At 52.5% G+C, this 17798-nt stretch carries 18 protein-coding genes; 17 read left to right on the top strand and 1 reads right to left on the bottom strand.

All coding sequences use genetic code 11. The features are described from left to right. The first annotated feature begins 2 nt into the window (after positions 1-2). From fliF to flhB, 15 genes are all read left to right on the top strand, one after another. On the top strand, positions 3-1817 hold the full coding sequence (gene fliF, locus IEX86_RS06455) for a flagellar basal-body MS-ring/collar protein FliF (protein WP_188865289.1): 1815 nt from the start codon (positions 3-5) through the stop codon (positions 1815-1817). After that, a complete protein-coding gene (gene fliG, locus IEX86_RS06450; protein WP_188865288.1) occupies positions 1804-2817 on the top strand; it encodes a flagellar motor switch protein FliG in 1014 nt (337 codons plus the stop codon). The genes fliF and fliG overlap by 14 nt, the downstream gene beginning before the upstream one ends. Positions 2818-2938: 121 nt before the next feature. Then, positions 2939-3721, top strand: a complete 783-nt coding sequence (gene fliH, locus IEX86_RS06445; RefSeq protein ID WP_188865287.1) for a flagellar assembly protein FliH — start codon at positions 2939-2941, stop codon at positions 3719-3721. Further along, on the top strand, positions 3711-5057 hold the full coding sequence (gene fliI, locus IEX86_RS06440) for a flagellar protein export ATPase FliI (protein ID WP_188865286.1): 1347 nt from the start codon (positions 3711-3713) through the stop codon (positions 5055-5057). The genes fliH and fliI overlap by 11 nt, the downstream gene beginning before the upstream one ends. Positions 5058-5063: 6 nt before the next feature. Further along, positions 5064-5513 (top strand): flagellar export protein FliJ, encoded by a 450-nt coding sequence (gene fliJ / locus IEX86_RS06435; RefSeq protein ID WP_188865285.1) that lies wholly within the window; start codon positions 5064-5066, stop codon positions 5511-5513. 425 nt (positions 5514-5938) lie between these two features. Next, a complete protein-coding gene (locus IEX86_RS06430) occupies positions 5939-6292 on the top strand; it encodes an Hpt domain-containing protein (protein WP_188865284.1) in 354 nt (117 codons plus the stop codon). 72 nt (positions 6293-6364) lie between these two features. After that, positions 6365-7690 (top strand): flagellar hook-length control protein FliK, encoded by a 1326-nt coding sequence (locus tag IEX86_RS06425; protein WP_188865283.1) that lies wholly within the window; start codon positions 6365-6367, stop codon positions 7688-7690. A 159-nt stretch (positions 7691-7849) separates the two neighbouring features. After that, positions 7850-8362 carry a flagellar basal body-associated protein FliL gene (gene fliL / locus IEX86_RS06420; protein WP_188865282.1) on the top strand — a complete coding sequence of 171 codons (513 nt, stop codon included), beginning with the start codon at positions 7850-7852 and terminating at the stop codon, positions 8360-8362. Positions 8363-8370: 8 nt separating this feature from the next. Continuing rightward, the gene (gene fliM, locus IEX86_RS06415; RefSeq protein WP_188865281.1) at positions 8371-9342 is read left to right on the top strand and encodes a flagellar motor switch protein FliM; all 972 of its coding nucleotides are present in this window, start codon (positions 8371-8373) and stop codon (positions 9340-9342) included. Between the two features lie 67 nt (positions 9343-9409). Next, positions 9410-9865, top strand: a complete 456-nt coding sequence (gene fliN / locus IEX86_RS06410; protein WP_188865280.1) for a flagellar motor switch protein FliN — start codon at positions 9410-9412, stop codon at positions 9863-9865. Between the two features lie 4 nt (positions 9866-9869). After that, complete coding sequence (gene fliO, locus IEX86_RS06405; protein WP_188865279.1) at positions 9870-10283, top strand: flagellar biosynthetic protein FliO; 414 nt, start codon at positions 9870-9872, stop codon at positions 10281-10283. 73 nt (positions 10284-10356) lie between these two features. After that, positions 10357-11142, top strand: coding sequence for a flagellar type III secretion system pore protein FliP (gene fliP, locus IEX86_RS06400; RefSeq protein ID WP_373290405.1), 786 nt, complete (start codon positions 10357-10359; stop codon positions 11140-11142). Between the two features lie 12 nt (positions 11143-11154). Then, on the top strand, positions 11155-11424 hold the full coding sequence (fliQ, locus tag IEX86_RS06395) for a flagellar biosynthesis protein FliQ (RefSeq protein WP_188865278.1): 270 nt from the start codon (positions 11155-11157) through the stop codon (positions 11422-11424). A gap of 3 nt (positions 11425-11427) precedes the next feature. Continuing rightward, positions 11428-12204, top strand: a complete 777-nt coding sequence (fliR, locus tag IEX86_RS06390) for a flagellar biosynthetic protein FliR (RefSeq protein WP_188865277.1) — start codon at positions 11428-11430, stop codon at positions 12202-12204. A 12-nt stretch (positions 12205-12216) separates the two neighbouring features. Beyond that, positions 12217-13353 (top strand): flagellar biosynthesis protein FlhB, encoded by a 1137-nt coding sequence (flhB, locus tag IEX86_RS06385; protein ID WP_188865276.1) that lies wholly within the window; start codon positions 12217-12219, stop codon positions 13351-13353. A gap of 33 nt (positions 13354-13386) precedes the next feature. On the opposite strand, the gene sodC is transcribed toward flhB, so the two are convergent. Then, on the bottom strand, positions 13387-13914 hold the full coding sequence (gene sodC / locus IEX86_RS06380; RefSeq protein ID WP_188865275.1) for a superoxide dismutase family protein: 528 nt from the start codon (positions 13912-13914) through the stop codon (positions 13387-13389). Between the two features lie 279 nt (positions 13915-14193). Here sodC and flhA point away from each other — a divergent pair, with 279 nt between their 5' ends. Beyond that, positions 14194-16293 carry a flagellar biosynthesis protein FlhA gene (gene flhA / locus IEX86_RS06375; RefSeq protein ID WP_188865345.1) on the top strand — a complete coding sequence of 700 codons (2100 nt, stop codon included), beginning with the start codon at positions 14194-14196 and terminating at the stop codon, positions 16291-16293. Positions 16294-16303: 10 nt separating this feature from the next. Then, positions 16304-17632, top strand: a complete 1329-nt coding sequence (gene flhF / locus IEX86_RS06370) for a flagellar biosynthesis GTPase FlhF (protein ID WP_188865274.1) — start codon at positions 16304-16306, stop codon at positions 17630-17632. The last annotated feature ends 166 nt before the right edge of the window (positions 17633-17798 follow it).

Below are 17798 nucleotides of genomic sequence, written 5' to 3'. Positions count from 1 at the left end.
GAATGGCCGACACCGCCCTCAATAATCAGGTTCCCGCTAAGGTAGATGCCTCTGGCGCATCCAAGAAGTCTTTTCCGGGCCTAGGGTTTTTAGACAACCTGTCTGAAATGCCAATTTTGCGTCAAGTCGGCCTTATGGTTGGCTTGGCTGCCAGCGTCGCCTTGGGGTTCGCAGTTGTGCTGTGGTCACAACAGCCTGATTACCGCCCCTTGTACGGCAGCATGTCTGGCTTGGATGCCAACCAAGTAGTCGAAGCGCTGACTTCAGCTGATATCACTTACAAGGTTGATCCTAATACGGGAGCCTTGTTGGTAAAGGCTGACGATCTAGGTCGTGCCCGACTAAAGATGGCTAGCGCTGGCGTAGCGCCTACTGATGGTATCGTTGGTTTTGAGCTGCTGGATAAAGAGCAGCCACTAGGGACCAGCCAGTTCATGGAGGCGGCAAATTACCGTCGCGGTCTTGAAGGTGAGTTGTCCCGTACCATTGCTAGTTTGAATGGCATCAAAAGTGCACGTGTTCACTTGGCGATTCCAAAAGGCTCTGTCTTTGTACGGGATGAGCGTAAGCCGACAGCCTCGGTCTTGGTTGATCTTTATCCCGGTCGTACCTTAGAGACTGGACAAGTAATGGCAATCGTTAATCTTGTAGCCACAAGTGTTCCCGAGTTAACGAAGTCTCAGGTAACAGTGGTTGATCAGAAAGGGCAGCTTCTGTCTGATCAGCTAAACCAGTCTGAATTCAGTGTTGCAGGTAAGCAGCTGGATTATACGAATCGCATCGAGAGCACACTGACTCAACGTGTGCAAAACATGATGCAACCGATTGTAGGTAACGGTCGCTTTAAGGCAGAAGTATCGGCAGATGTAGATTTTAACTCGGTTGAATCAACATCTGAGCAATTCAACCCTGATCAGCCTGCGCTCCGTAGCGAGCAGGTCAATACCGAACAGCGTCAAACGGCTGGCGGTGGGCCGCAGGGGGTACCGGGTGCTCTGTCCAATCAGCCACCTGGACCAGCAACTGCACCTGAGAATGCAACGGCAGCAGCGGGTGCTAACTTTACGGCGCCAGGTCAGCCGATTCGTGACCCTAATGATCAGTTCATCAATGATCCGAAGACCGGCTTGCCAGCGACAGTGCCTTACCCGACAGACAAGCGTGACCAAAGCACACGTAATTATGAGTTGGATCGCAGTATCAGCTACACCCGCCAACAGCAAGGCCGAGTACGTCGACTCTCTGTAGCGGTAGTACTGGATGATCAGGTGAAGTTGGATGCGGCAACGGGGCAAGTAAATCGTACCCCTTGGAGTGCCGATGACCTGGCTCGCTTTACTCGCCTGGTACAAGACGCGGTAGGTTTTGATGCAAGTCGTGGTGACAGTGTTAGCGTAATCAATGCGCCCTTTGCCCCGATCGCTGCTGATGATGTGGAGAGCGTTCCCTTCTACTCGCAGCCTTGGTTCTGGGATGTCGTTAAGCAAGGTCTGGGTGTGCTGTTTATCCTGGTCTTGGTATTTGGTGTCTTGCGTCCGGTTCTTAACAACCTGGCAGGTACTAACAAGAGCAAGGACCTGGTGCCGGCTGATGGTATAGGCGGTACTGCTGGAGATCTGGCAGGCAGTGGAGCGGGTGGCCTGGGTGGTGGTGATTTGGCCGATGACAAGGTAAGTCTGGCAAGTCCTTCAGCGCTGATGCTGCCTGGACCGAGCGAAAACTACGAAGTACAACTCAACGCCATCAAGCAATTGGTGACCGAAGACCCGGGCCTGGTAGCCCAAGTTGTGAGGGACTGGATCAATGCCGACGAGTGAATTCAACAGCATGAGCAATGTAGATAAAGCAGCTGTCCTGTTGCTCTCCCTGGGAGAGGCAGACGCTGCCCAGATCCTGCGCCACCTGGGCCCGAAAGAAGTACAGCGTGTCGGTACTGCGATGGCTCAAGTGCGTAACATCAGCCGGGACCAAGCCGAACATGTACTAGGTAACTTTATCGAAGTAGTGGGTGAGCAGACCAGCCTAGGTGTAGGTACCGACGGGTATATTCGCAAGATGCTGACTCAGGCACTGGGTGAGGATAAGGCGAATGGCCTGATCGATCGAATCCTGCTAGGTGGCAATACGAGCGGTCTGGATAGTCTTAAATGGATGGAACCTCGTGCTGTAGCGGATGTCATCCGCTACGAGCATCCGCAGATTCAGGCGATTGTAGTGGCTTACCTGGATGCAGATCAGGCTGCCGAAGTTCTGGCGCATTTCGATCAGAAGATTCGGTTGGACATCATTCTGCGAGTGTCCTCGCTGAATACGGTCCAGCCAGCAGCCTTGAAAGAGTTGAACATGATTCTGGAGAAACAATTCTCTGGTAGCGCCAGCTCGGCTCGTACTACGCTGGGAGGTGTGAAGCGTGCTGCCGATATCATGAACTATCTGGACAGCGCGGTCGAAGCTCCTCTTATGGATGCGATCCGCAGCGTGGACGATGCACTGTCTGCCCAGATCGAAGATCTTATGTTCGTCTTTGGTAACTTGGTTGATGTGGACGACCGTGGTATCCAGGCACTGCTGCGTGAGGTGTCGTCCGATATCCTGGTTCTAGCGCTTAAGGGTGCAGATGAAGGGATCAAGGAAAAATTCTTCCGCAATATGTCTAAGCGTGCAGGTGAGTTGCTGCGTGATGATCTAGAGTCTCGTGGACCTGTTCGTATCTCTGAAGTGGAAGGGGCTCAGAAAGAGGTTATCGCAGTGGCTCGTCGTATGGCTGAGGCTGGCGAAATCGTTCTAGGTGCCAAGGGCGGCGAAGAAATGGTGTAAGCCTTTGCAATAGCTCTAAGCCCGATCACTGCCCTCTGGCAGTGATCGGGCTTTTTTATTCTAAGTTGGCCCAAGCCTTGCTACCTACTTGGTATACCGTAGCTTTTCTGTCAGGTGGGTCATGAACAAAGAGGATGTCAGCGATCTGATTCGCGCGAAGGAAGTCAGTATCTTCGAGCGATGGCTTCTGCCTGATCTAGACAGTAACCCTGTCGAAGACGTAGCTATTGATCCTGAGCCTGAGCCTGAGGCAGCTGACGAAGAGACTGTCACGGTTGAGGACGTTCCGGTAGAGGAAGTCAAGCCGTTGACGCTCGAGGAAGTGGAGGCTATCCGCCAGGAAGCCTATAACGAAGGTTTTGTAACGGGTGAACGTGACGGCTTCCACTCTGGGCAAATGAAGGCCCGACAAGAGGCTGAGGTAGTGTTGACAGCCAAGCTGCGTAGCCTGGAAATCCTCATGGAGCAGCTTCTTGAACCTATCGCTCAGCAAGACCGCGAGCTGGAGCAGGCTCTGGTTCGTCTTGTGGAGCACGTCACCAAGCAGGTCATCCAACGTGAACTGAAGGACGACTCTACGCAGCTACAAAGGATTTTGCGGGAGGCGTTGAAGCTTCTGCCTATGGGCGCTGAGAATATTCGTATTCATCTCAACCCGCAGGATTTCGATCTAGTAAAAGCCCTGCGTGATCGACATGACGAGCGTTGGAAGCTGTTGGAGGACGAAAATCTTTTGCCGGGCGGTTGCCGGATCGAAAGCGAGCACAGTGTGATCGACGCCAGCATTGAAACGCGACTGGCCCAAGCGCTGACTCAAATTATGGAACAGCAACGCCACCAAGCTACACAACCTGCTGACCCTGATCTGCATATCTCGCTGGAGGATGCTGCTGATGCATCTTGATCGACTGAGTTTTCAACGTCGCCTGGGTGGTTATATTGACGCGGTAAGCCTGCCGGGTGAACCCGTGATTGAGGGACGCCTGTTGCGAATGGTAGGTCTGACGCTTGAGGCCGAGGGTTTACGTGCTGCCGTAGGTAGCCGTTGCCGAGTCATCAATGGCGGCACTTACCAGCATGCTCAGGTAGAAGCTGAGGTGATGGGATTCTCAGGAGATCGAACATTTTTAATGCCGATTGGTAGTTTGGCTGGCATTGCACCCGGAGCGCGTGTTGTTCCCCTGCCTGATACCGGACGTTTGCCGATGGGCATGTCGATGCTAGGTCGCGTTCTTGATGGATTGGGCAATGCACTGGATGGTAAAGGAAGGATGAGGGCTGAGGATTGGGTACCAATCGACGGCCCAACCATCAACCCACTCAATCGCGAACCTATTCATGAGCCCCTCGATGTTGGTGTACGTAGCATCAATGGTTTATTGACGGTCGGCCGCGGCCAGCGTTTGGGTCTATTTGCGGGTACTGGCGTAGGTAAGAGCGTGCTGCTCGGCATGATGACCCGCTTTACCAAGGCGGACATCATCGTGGTCGGGCTGATTGGTGAGCGGGGTCGTGAAGTTAAGGAGTTTATCGAGCACATCCTGGGAGAGGAGGGTATCAAACGCTCCGTCGTTGTCGCCTCGCCTGCGGATGATGCGCCATTACTGCGTCTGCGTGCCGCCATGTACTGCACTCGTATTGCTGAGTACTTCCGTGACAAAGGCAAAAACGTTCTGCTGCTAATGGATTCCCTGACCCGCTATGCACAGGCTCAGCGTGAAATCGCACTGGCTATTGGCGAACCGCCTGCAACAAAAGGTTATCCGCCGTCTGTGTTTGCCAAGCTACCTAGTCTTGTGGAACGCGCCGGTAATGCTGAAAAAGGTGGTGGTTCAATCACAGCGTTCTACACTGTATTGTCTGAGGGTGACGACCAGCAGGATCCTATTGCCGATGCGGCGCGAGGTGTGCTGGATGGTCACTTCGTTTTATCCCGGCGTTTAGCGGAAGAGGGTCATTATCCAGCCATCGATATTGAAGCGTCGATCAGCCGGGTAATGCCGCAAGTCGTAAGCCCTGAGCATTTGCGTAATGCTCAGCGTATGAAGCAGTTGTGGTCTCGCTTCCAGCAAAGCCGTGACTTGATCAGTGTAGGGGCTTATGTGCCCGGTGGTGACCCTGAAACTGACCAGGCAATCAAGCGCTACCCGTCCATGCAGCAGTATTTGCGGCAGGGTCTGAATGAAAGCGAGTCGCTTGAGCAGAGCGGGCAAAATCTAGGCGTATTGCTGGAGAGCTGATGAATCATGAAAGGTCGTGCTGAACGGTTGTCTCCAGTAGTAGACATGAGTGAGCAAGAGGAGCGGGATGCCGCTCGTCAATTAGGCAAGTGCCAGACGCAGTTGATGCAAGCCGAGCAGAAGCTCGCCGATCTACAGCGTTATCGGGATGACTATCACAAGCAGTGGCTCAATGCCGGAAGCCAAGGTGTTTCAGGCCAGTGGATGATTGGTTATCAGCGCTTTCTCAGCCAGCTTGAGGATGCTATTGCTCAACAGGAGCGAAGCACGCATTGGCATCGCGATGTTGTGGACAAGGCGCGCCAGTCCTGGCAGCAGCGCTATGCTCGACTGGAAGGCTTGAAGAAGCTGGTTGAAAAGTACCGTCAGGAGCAGCGGCTCGTGGAAGACAAGCGAGAGCAGAAGCAGATGGATGAGTTCTCTCAGCGAATTTTGCAGCGGGTCCGTATGCAGTGATCTCAAGGCCAGTCTATTTGCTGGCCTTTTTTATCGTCATCATCTGCTTCAAATGCCGCCATATAAAAGTCAGCAAGTCAATTTTTGCAGTAAGTGAAAGATAAGGATTACAAGTTGCTGGATTTTTGACGCCAGGCTTATGGTTATCCTTTCAAGTCTGGTAAAAGATTGGTCATTATGATGTCTACAAGCTTAATTACAGCAGCATAAAAGCTTACCGGACTCGCCTTGGAGCAATTTATTCTGGATTAGGGGTGCCATTAGAGTGCCAGCTTTGTCAGAATCATCTCTCAAAGCATTTACCAGTCTTAACTATTAACGGAGGGTTTAATGTGGAAGCTTTGTGCAACGCTGCGCTTACGCTTTTCCCTCACGTTACTTCACCATTTCGTCTGGCATCTTTGGCCTGATGAGTGAGTCCTAGCATGTCATTGCCACATTTAGATACCGATACCCTCGTTGCTTTACAGGAAATCATGGAAGATGAGTACGGTAACTTGCTCGATACCTATATTTCTGACTCCGAGGAGCGCATTCGTGCGCTGAGGAACGCCTGTGGGGCACAAGACTTGGTACAGCTTCGGCATGTAGCGCATAGCTTCAAGGGAAGCTCTAGCAATATGGGCGCTATAATTCTGACAAATCTTTGTCGGGATTTAGAGGAGGCTGCTCGCCGGAATGCTCCTCTGGCCATAATCGATGAAAAAATCGAAAGCATCCAGCGTGAGTTTGCCATTGTGCGCATTCTGTTTAAATCGGAACGGCAACGGTATACATAATTTTAAAGCTTTCCTCAAAGCTGGCCCAGCGTTTGCTTCTCTAGCTCTAGATACCTTAACTGGAGCAATTTTATGGCTGTCGCCTCTGACTTCACCTTGTCGTCGACGCCTGACATCAGCTCGGCCAAATCGGCATTTAAAGCGCCGTCAAAGCCTGCTGAGTCAATTCGCAGTGATACCCCGCGTTTTTCCGATGTCTATGCCAAGGAGCAACAACCTGCTCGCAACGAAACACGTACGCGTGACACGGACACTAAATCTGTAAGACGTGAGTCATCTGCATCGCCTAAAGACAGCAGGGTTGATGACAGCAAGGCTGGCGAATCTGCCTCTTCAGAGGTGAAGCAGAAGGGTGACACCCAGTCTGCCGATTACGGCAAAGCTTTGCCGATAGCGGAAGAGAATGTATCCCCTGTGCCCGAGGTTCAGCTGGATCCGCTATTGCTACTCGGAATGACAGGGGCTCTACCTGCTGAGATAGCCCCTGTGCCTGTTCCCAATGCCGTCAGCTCTTTGACGTCGACGTTAATGGCAGGTGATGAGCCAGCACTTTTGCAAGGGCTGGATGCAGCTTCTGAAACTGATACTTTGAGCAGCCAGACAACGCCTTCGGATGAGGTTGCTGGCCAACTGCTGGCCCAGGCTGGCGGTAAGCTGCCGCAAACTACCGACACAACGTCTAATGCTGGACAAGCCAGTGCAGGTACAAATCAAGGCGTAACCAAACAGACTGAGATGATGAACTCTCTGTTGGCAGCGGCAGCTGGAGACCAACCTGCTGAGGGCGAAGCCTCTCTAGAAGTGCTGCAGGGCTTAAAGGATGTTGACGACAGGGCATTATCTGGTGGGCGCGATGAATCCTTTGCAGACAAGTTGAATAGCTTGTCCCAGGCAATGGGAACACCCGTTCAGACTGCTCGGCCCGTTGCACCTACAGTGCCTGGCCAGCCGTTGGCAATGAATCAGTCCGATTGGCACGAGGGTGTTATTGATCGAGTCATGTGGATGTCGAGCCAAAACCTTAAAAGTGCAGATATTCGCCTCGAGCCGGCAGGGTTGGGTCGCCTGGAGGTCCGTATCGACATGACCAGTGATCAGGCACAGGTTACTTTTGCGAGTCCGCATGCTGATGTTCGTGATGCGCTCGATAGCCAGTCTCAGCGTTTGCGGGACATGTTTCTGCAGCAGGGTATGACGCTTGATGTAAACGTTTCTGACCAGTCGACGCATCGTGACTGGCAAACCGCGCAGCAGGACACGGGAACGGGCGGGCGGCGCTCTTCAGATGCCAAATCGGGTAACGAGGATCGTGCAAACGACGAAGTAGCTGCAGCCTCAAGTGAGACGGTAGCGCATGCGATAAAAAGAAATGACGGTGTCGTGGACTTCTATGCCTGATCGCTAAGGTTTTCACAGGTAATGAGGCTTGTCTCACCAAGGGCAAATCTGAAGGCCAGGCTTTAAGCGACTGGCTAAAGATGAATGTATCAACAAGACTGCTGTTATCCCTCTCTTTTGCTAGGGCTGTAAGCGGTTCACTCAAGTACGGATATAAGCATGGCCAAGAAAGAACAAACGGCTGATGACGGCGCCAAACCTGCTGGCAAAAGCAAGCTTAAGCTCATCATCATTGTCGTAGTCGCGCTGCTATTAACGATAGGTGCTTCGGTCGGAGCAACATGGTTCATCATGAACAAGAAGGCTCATGATGCCGAAGCCGCAAAGGCAGAGCCGACCACTCCTGTCCGGTTACCTGCTATCTATGAAAAATTAACGCCGTCTTTTGTGGTCAACTTCAATGTGAACGGTAGGCAGCGTTATATGCAGGTTGGCGTAGCATTAATGGGGCGCGATCAGGCAAAGATGGACGAGCTCAAGGCGCATTTGCCCCAAGTGCGTAACCAGCTGGTCATGCTGCTTTCGGCACAAAATTATGACGCCTTGTTGACGCCAGTTGGTAAAGAGCTGTTGCGTCAGCAGGCAACGTCCAAGATTCAGGAGCTTGCTCAGAAGCAGGTGGGTCAACCTACAGTCGAGCAGGTTTTGTTCACTAACTTCGTCCTGCAATAGGGATTGCCATGTCTGTACAAGATTTACTGTCTCAGGATGAAATCGATGCACTTCTACATGGAGTCGATGATGGTCTTGTAGAAACGGATCCTATAGCACCTACAGGCTCGGTCAGGGGATATGACCTCACAAGCCAGGACCGCATCGTTCGTGGGCGTATGCCAACGCTGGAGATGATCAACGAGCGCTTCGCTCGTTATACCCGCGTTAGTATGTTCAACTTGTTGCGTCGCTCGGCAGACGTTTCCGTAGGGGGTGTACAAGTCCTGAAGTTTGGCGAGTACGTTCGCTCGTTGTACGTTCCGACTAGCTTGAACATGGTAAAGATCAAGCCGTTGCGTGGTACGGCGTTGTTCATTCTGGATGCCAAGCTGGTCTTCAAGCTGGTGGATAACTTCTTTGGTGGTGATGGTCGTCATGCCAAGATCGAGGGCCGTGAGTTTACGCCGACCGAGCTGCGTGTAGTGCGCATGGTGCTTGATCAGTGCTTCGTTGACCTCAAGGAAGCTTGGGGCGCAATGCTGGCGTGCCAGTTCGAGTACATTAACTCTGAAGTCAATCCGGCTATGGCGAATATCGTCAGCCCGAATGAAGTGGTAGTGGTTAGCTCGTTCAGCATTGAGCTCGATGGCGGTGGCGGTGAGCTACATATTGCCATGCCGTACTCCATGATTGAGCCAATCCGCGAAATGCTGGATGCTGGCTTTCAGTCAGATGTAGATGATCAGGATGAGCGCTGGGTCAAGGCCATGCGCGAAGATCTGTTGGATATCCGTGTACCGCTGGAGGCGACAGTGGTGCGTCGTCAGCTCAGACTGCGTGACATTCTGCATATGCAGCCTGGCGATGTAATTCCGGTCGAAATGCCGGAAGAAATGCTAATGCGCGCTAATGGTATGCCGACTTTCAGGGTCAAGATGGGCGCTCGTAAAGGTAACCTGGCTTTGCAAATCATCGAACCGGTCAAGAGCTCTCGCTGATGCGATTTTGACTGAAAGCTTTTATTTCTTTCGAGCCGTAGGCTCACCGTTTTGGATTGAGGTTAAGATGGCAGATCAAAACACCAACAGCGAAGAACAGGCTCTGGCTGATGAGTGGGCCGCTGCGATGGCAGAGGCGGGCGAATCCAATCAGGATGAAATCGATGCGATGATGGCTCAGGGTGCTAGTCCTGCGGCCCGTGCGCCTGTAGAAGAGTTTGCTGGAGCCCAGGGTAACAATCAGCAAATCACGGGTATGGAAGGTCCGAACCTGGATGTGATTCTGGACATCCCGGTAATGATCTCGATGGAGGTTGGTCATACCGACATTTCCATTCGGAACCTGCTACAACTGAATCAGGGCTCGGTTATCGAGCTTGATCGCTTGGCAGGCGAGCCACTCGATGTTCTGGTCAACGGTACATTGATTGCTCACGGTGAAGTGGTGGTGGTTAACGAGAAGTTCGGTATCCGGCTGACCGATGTCATCAGCCCCAGTGAACGTATCAAGAAACTACGCTGACCTTATGCGAATGCTCATAGCTCTACTGACTACCTTGCCGCTTGCTGCTCAGGCGGCCGAGACGGTTGCTCCGGCTACCAATACAGGGTCTCAGTTGACTCAACTGGTGCTGGGTCTTCTGTTGATCGTCGGCCTTATCTTCGGCCTTGCCTGGCTTATCCGCCGTGTGCAGCAAGTGGGACCACGCGGTAATAACACTATCAAATTGGTAGCGACTCAGCATTTAGGCCCGCGGGAGAGATTAGTGCTGGTGCAGGTAGGGCAAGAGCAAGTGCTTGTAGGGCTTACTGCCGGGCGTATTACGCCTTTGCATGTGATGAAAGAGCCGGTTCGTTTGGCTGACGAACAGCCGGCTTCGCCTGAGTTTGCTCAACGGCTTTTCGAGCTGATCAGTCGTGATCCTAAGGATAAATCATGACATTGAAGCCTTTCGCGCTACTGGTGCGGAGAATGAACTGGTGCTGACTGTTACAACCGGTGTGTTTACAACGTTGTTAAAACCTAATCTTCGTTTGCTTTGTAACTGCCTGCTCGTGCTGCTCGCGCTTGCAGCACCCTTGGCCTTTGGTCAGGAAAGCGCGGCTAATAATAATCCGCTATCTATTTCCGCCATTACACTCAATACAAACGCTAACGGTCAGCAGGAATATTCCGTCAGCCTGCAGATCTTGCTGATCATGACAGCGCTGAGTTTCATTCCAGCGTTCGTCATGTTGATGACCAGCTTTACGCGAATCATTATTGTATTCGCTATTCTCCGTCAGGCCTTGGGACTTCAGACAACACCGTCAAACCAAGTGTTGATTGGTTTGGCACTGTTTCTCACGCTGTTCATCATGGCGCCGGTTTTTGATCGCATCAATAATGACGCCTTGCAACCCTATCTGAATGAGCAGTTGACCGCGCAGGATGCAATTGCGCGGGCGGAGGGACCGATCAAGGACTTCATGCTTGCACAGACCCGGCAGTCTGATCTTGATATGTTTATGCGGTTGTCCAAGCGTACGGACATCGCTTCACCTGATCAGGCCCCATTGACAATTGTGGTTCCAGCGTTCGTAACCTCTGAACTGAAAACGGCTTTTCAGATCGGGTTCATGATTTTTATTCCTTTCCTTGTGATCGATCTTGTGGTCGCCAGCGTGCTGATGGGTATGGGCATGATGATGCTGTCGCCAATGATTATCTCTCTACCTTTCAAGCTGATGCTTTTCGTGCTGGTTGATGGGTGGTCCCTGATCATGGGCACCCTGGCTAGCAGTTTCGGTACCGTATAAGGGAGATGGCCCATGACGCCTGAAGTCGCCGTAGATCTGTTTCGACAAGCGCTCTGGTTAACCGCGTTGTTAGTGGGCATCTTGATTGTGCCGAGTTTGGTTGTTGGCTTGATTGTCTCGATGTTTCAAGCGGCAACCCAGATCAACGAACAAACCTTAAGCTTTCTGCCCCGATTGATTGTTACGCTGTTGACACTAATTGTTCTAGGGCCCTGGTTGACGCGCCAATTAATGGAGTTTATGCGTAACATAATCATCAACGTTCCTATGTTGATTGGTTGAGTCATGCTGGAACTCAGTGATGCACAGATCGGCGGCTGGGTCGGTACATTCCTGCTGCCCCTGTTCCGAGTTGCTGCGCTCTTTATGACAATGCCTATCATTGGAACCAATATGGTTCCCGCGCGCGTAAAGCTTTATATGGCGCTAGCGTTTACTGCATTGCTGGTGCCTACGCTGCCTCCTATGCCGCAAGTGGATGCGGTTAGCGTGCAGGCCATGCCATTAATTGCAGAGCAGATACTGATTGGAGCGCTGATGGGCTTTAGCCTCCAGCTGTTTTTTCATGTGTTTGTGATTTCCGGACAGTTGTTATCGACCCAGGCGGGCCTTAGCTTCGCTTCGATGGTTGATCCGGCTAATGGTATTTCGGTACCGGTGCTGGGGCAGTTCTTCAATGTGCTGGTGACGCTTTTGTTCTTGTCCATGAATGGGCATCTGATCGTCATGGAGATATTGGCGGAAAGCTTTACGACCCTGCCAGTTGGCCAGGTACTCTCGGTTGATCACTTCTGGGATTTGGCGGGCAAATTGAGTTGGGTACTGGGGGCTGGGGTGCTGCTGGTTTTGCCTGCCGTTACAGCATTGCTGGTTGTTAACCTTGCCTTTGGCGTAATGACCCGTGCAGCGCCTCAGCTCAACATTTTTTCCATCGGTATGCCGCTAACCGTTGGGTTGGGGCTGGTCATTATCTGGATTGGGACGGCTGATATTTTTTCGCACTACGAATCATTAGTCACTGAAGCACTGCAATGGCTCCGCGAGCTGGTGCGGGCGCGATAATAGGAGGTCGCCATGTCGGACGAATCCAGCAGTGAAGATCGTACAGAGGAACCCACCGATAAACGTAAGCGTGAGGCGCGAGAGGAAGGGCAGTTACCCCGATCCCGAGAGCTGGGCACGCTGACAGTTGTGATGGGCGGACTCATAGCGCTTTTGGCGTTTGGATCAGTACTGGGGGATGCGCTGCTGGATCTTATGCGCGGAAGCTTTTCGTTGAACCGGGAGGCCGTTCTCGATGAGCGAAGCATGGGGATTCTGCTGCTGGCTTCAGGCAAGACGGCCATGCTTGGCATGATACCTATTTTTGTTGTCCTCGTGCTGGCTGCCGTTATTGGTCCTATAGCACTAGGGGGATTTTTATTTTCCAGCAAATCCCTCCAGCCCAAGTTCAGTCGTATGAATCCTCTATCGGGGCTCAAGCGAATGTTTTCGACGCATGCGCTGATGGAGTTGAGCAAGGCGCTGATCAAGTTCGTACTCTTATTGACGATTGCAATACTGGTTCTCTTGTCTGAGCGTGATGCCTTGCTATCTATTGCCAAGGAGCCCTTGGGAAGCGCTATTGTGCATAGCATACAAGTAGCAGGGCACGCAGCGCTAATGGTGTCATTAGGGCTTTTCATCATTGCTGGTGTTGACGTGCCATTTCAATGGTACAGCAGCAAGAAAAAGTTGATGATGACCAAACAGCAGATCAAGGATGAATACAAGGACAGTGAAGGTAAGCCCGAGGTGAAAGGGCGTATGCGGCAGATGCAGAGGGAAATGGCTCAGCGGCGCATGATGACTGCTGTGCCGCAGGCGGATGTCATTATTACTAACCCGACGCATTATGCAGTCGCACTAAAATACGATTCGGCTACCGGAGGAGCACCGATCCTGGTGGCCAAGGGAAGCGACTTTGTTGCATTGAAAATCAGGGAGCTTGCCCAAGAGCACGCCGTTACCACACTGGAGTCTCCAGCCCTAGCGCGAGCAGTGTATTACTCGACTGATATAGATAAAGAAATTCCGGCCGGACTCTATATTGCCGTAGCGCAAGTACTAGCCTATGTCTATCAACTCAAGCAATACAAGGCAGGTCAGGGTCGGCGTCCAGAGCGGCCATACGAACCGCCTATTCCGCCAGATTTACGACGCGACGAATAAAGGTAAAAGGCCCCATTGAATGGGGCCTTTTTATTACTTGATGACACCACACGCCATTCGGGCTCCACCGCCGCCTAGAGGCTTGGGGTGGTCAGAATGATTATCACCGCCTACATGTACCATTAAGGCATGCCCTTTTAGTTCGTTCAGATCGCTGAGGCGTGGTGCTAGCACTGGTTGGCTGGCCATACCATCGGGAGTGACGTAGATCGCGGGAAGATCACCTTTGTGGCCATTCCCCCATGGCGCATCATGTTTACCGGTGTTTTCAGGATCCCAGTGACCACCAGCAGCGCCCGCCGGCGTATTTTTTCCATCGACTTCTGCTGCATCGCAGCTGGGTTTGGCATGAATATGGAATCCATGTACGCCCGGCTCCAGACCTTTGAGGTCCGGCGTAAATACCAGCCCGTATTCAGTTTTGGTAATGGTGACGCTGCCTACGCTTTCGCCTGGGCCTTTCGCTGTCGCACTATTGAGTGGAACAGTTAATGCCTCATCTGCATGGGCCAGGCCAGCCAGTCCTGCCGACATAAGCGTTACGGCGATCCATTTTTTCATCACGTTCTCCTGTTATGCGCTTCGTGCGCGTCTTGTGAAGGGACCTCGTACAGGTGTTCAGGTTTCCTCATTATGGTTTTGGTATCAAGGATGGCCAAAGGCCGGCCTCAAGAAAACGGCGGCGTGTGCCGATATAGTCGGTATAAACGCAACAAATATAAATAAAAAAGAGACTTGGCCCGTTGCTTGCTGAATAGCCTGTATCAAGACGCTCTGACGTCAAAAGATTGATATGCAAGGCATTCAAGAGGAACGACTGTGAAAGTTAATCACGGGCAAATGTTAACCAATGTTCGCAGCCTAAGCCGCGGTAATCTGGCTGTACCGATATTGGTTCTAGCCATGCTCGGCATGATGACATTGCCGATCCCGCCGTTTCTACTCGACGTGTTATTTACCTTCAACATTGCACTGTCGATTGTGGTGTTGCTGGTTAGCGTCTACGCGCTGCGACCGTTGGATTTCGCCGTATTCCCGACCATTCTGCTAGTAGCAACGTTGTTGCGTCTAGCACTGAACGTCGCCTCTACCCGTGTTGTTCTTCTCCACGGTCATGATGGCCATGCTGCTGCGGGTAAGGTGATTCAGGCATTTGGTGACGTCGTCGTCGGTGGTAATTACGTCGTCGGTGCGGTCGTGTTCGCCATCCTGATGATCATCAACTTTGTGGTGGTGACCAAGGGTGCCGGTCGTATCTCTGAAGTATCCGCACGCTTTACCCTGGATGCCATGCCGGGTAAGCAGATGGCTATCGACGCTGACCTGAACGCAGGTGTGATTGACCAAGCCGAAGCAAAGAAGCGTCGTGCTGAGGTAGGTCAGGAAGCTGATTTCTACGGCTCGATGGATGGTGCCAGTAAGTTCGTTCGTGGTGACGCTGTTGCCGGTCTTCTCGTGCTGTTTATCAACCTTCTTGGCGGTATCGCCATCGGTATGACGCAGCATAATCTGGGCATTGCTGACGCTGGCCGTATCTATGCGTTGTTGACCATTGGTGATGGTCTGGTTGCGCAAGTACCTTCACTGCTGTTGTCTGTTGCAGCTGCCATCATGGTAACTCGTGTGTCTTCCTCTGAAGACATGGGGCAGCAGGTTAATCGCCAGATGTTCGCCTCACCAAAGGCGCTTGCGGTTTCGGCTGCGATTATCATTACGATGGGTCTGGTGCCGGGCATGCCGCACGTACCCTTCCTGGGCCTGGGCTTTATGGCCGCAGCCGGTGCCTATTTCATCTGGGATCGCCAGCGTAAGGTCAAGCAGGCAGCAGAACAGGAAGCCAAGCGTCAGCAGGATCTCGCTCCGGTACAACGCCCGGCTGAAACCAAAGAACTCGGCTGGGATGATGTAACGCCGGTTGACATGGTAGGGCTGGAAGTAGGCTATCGCCTGATTCCCTTGGTGGATCGTAATCAGGGAGGGGAGCTTCTGACACGAATCAAGGGTGTCCGCAAGAAGCTGTCTCAAGACCTTGGCTTCCTGATGCCAGCGGTACACATTCGCGACAATCTGGAACTAATGCCTAACGCCTATCGTTTGACGCTGATGGGGGTCAATGTTGCAGAAGCTGAAATCTATCCTGAGCGCGAACTGGCTATCAATCCCGGTCAGGTATTCGGCACGCTAAATGGTGTGATTGCCAAGGATCCGGCTTTTGGCCTGGATGCGGTCTGGATTGACGTGAGTCAGCGTGATCAGGCGCAGTCCTTGGGTTATACCGTAGTGGATGCCAGCACAGTCGTTGCGACGCACCTTAACCAGGTTCTACAGAAGCATGCTCATGAGTTGCTTGGCCATGAAGAAGTACAGCAGTTACTGCAGCTTTTAACAAAGAGTTCGCCAAAGCTGGCGGAGGAATTGGTGCCAGGCATGATTTCCTTGTCTACGCTTCTTAAGGTATTGCAGCAATTGCTGCAGGAGCAGGTTTCGGTTCGTGATATCCGTACGATTGCCGAGGCTATTGCGAATGTGGCGCCACGTAGTCAAGATCCCGCCGTCATGGTTTCGTCGGTTCGCGTGGCACTGTCCCGCGCAATCGTCCAAAACATTGTTGGATTGGAGCCTGAGCTGCCTGTTATTACGCTAGAGCCGAGATTGGAACAGATGTTGCTTAATGGTATGCAGAAGGCCGGACAGGGCGTTGAAGATGGCATGTTCCTGGAACCAGGAATGGCCGAGAAATTGCAACGCTCTCTGGTAGATGCAGCACAGCGTCAAGAAATGATGGGTAAACCAGTCGTGTTGCTGGTAGCCGGTGCGATTCGCGGCATGATGTCTCGCTTCGCTCGAATGGCAGTTCCCACTATGTCTGTGCTGGCTTATCAGGAAATTCCGGATAACAAACAAGTCACCATTATCGCAACGGTTGGCCAGAACGGCTGAGGTTTGAACCATGCAAGTTAAACGCTTTTTTGCTGCTGATATGCGTCAAGCCATGAAATTGGTTCGTGACGAGCTGGGTGCAGAAGCCGCAATCCTGAGCAATCGTCGTGTTGCCGGTGGCATTGAGCTAACCGCTGCCCTGGATTATCAGGCGCCGACGCCTACTGCCCCGAATGTCGCGTTGGAAGCTGAGCTGCGTAAGACTCAAGTGCGTATCGCCGAAGCCCATGCTGAGCTGGCCATTCGCTCGCCTAACCAGGGTATGGCAGCACCGCAAGCTAAAGACAGTCAACTCTTTGGCAGTGAGCAGATTACAGCCCGCCAGGAACCTGTTCTTGCTGAGCCAAAAGTTGCCCAGCCGGCACCTGTAGCGGCTGCAGTACCTTCTGCTGAAGATCGCCGTGCTCTGGATGCCGTACGCTCCGAGATTACCGGCCTGCGTGAGCTGATCGAAGTACAGTTGGGTTCCATTGCTTGGGGGCAGATGCAGGATAAGCGTCCGGATGAAGCAAACTTCTGGCGCCGCCTGCAACGCATGGGACTTCCTGCTGACATGTGCCGTGACCTCATGGCGCGTGTAGCGAGCATCAACGAGCCGCGTCAGGCTTGGCGTATGCTGCTGGCACACCTGACTCAAGCTATCGACACCCCGCAGGTTGATCTATTGGAAGAGGGCGGTATTGTCGCTTTCGTCGGGCCGGCTGGATCAGGCAAGACCACAACATTGTCCAAAATGGCAGCGAGCTATGTTTTGAAGTATGGCGCGCAGAGCCTCGCCCTGGTCACCATGGATAGCCATCGTATTGGCGCTCAAGAGCAAATCAAGACGCTGGGTCATATTCTCGATGTGCCGGTGACCGTTGTAGATCCACGGCAGTCGTTGGCTCAGGCACTTGAGCCGCTTTCTCGCAAGCGCATGGTGCTGATCGATACAGCAGGTCTGCCCGGCAATGATCCATCCCTGCGGCTGCAGCTGGAAGCGCTTGCAAGTGAGAAACTAAAAATTCGCAGTTATTTGGTAATGGCCGTTACCAGTCAGAGCCAGGTACTTAAAGCGGCTTATCAAAATTACAAAGGGTGTGGCTTGGCCGGTTGCATTCTGACCAAGCTGGATGAATCCGCCACACTCGGTGAGGCACTGGGTGTAGCAATTGGCCATCATATCCCGGTAGCCTATCTCTCCGATGGTCCGCGTATCCCTGATGACCTGCACATTGCTCGCAAGCATCAGCTGGTTAGCCGTGCCGTTAATCGTCAGCTGACTGAAGAGCCTGCTGAAGAAACCATGGCAGACATGTTTGCCGAGCTGTATCAAAAGCCGGCCAAGCGTGTAGGTTGAGCAACATTTTTTGCAAGTTGGGTAAGGTTTTTGCAATAGAAGGTTTAAAGGCGGCGTAGTGTCAGAAAGCAGTACACGCTTCAGGATTAAGTGCCAGCTGGCTCGTTAGGATAACGAACTGGCTACACCATAATTGCCCCAACGGGCTGGCTGGTTTTTCATAGGT

This window comes from Pseudomonas asuensis, from assembly GCF_014646755.1.
Lineage (GTDB): Bacteria > Pseudomonadota > Gammaproteobacteria > Pseudomonadales > Pseudomonadaceae > Chryseomonas > Chryseomonas asuensis.
The sequence above is the reverse complement of the archived record's forward strand: the minus strand, read 5'-3'. Positions and strand labels throughout refer to the sequence as shown.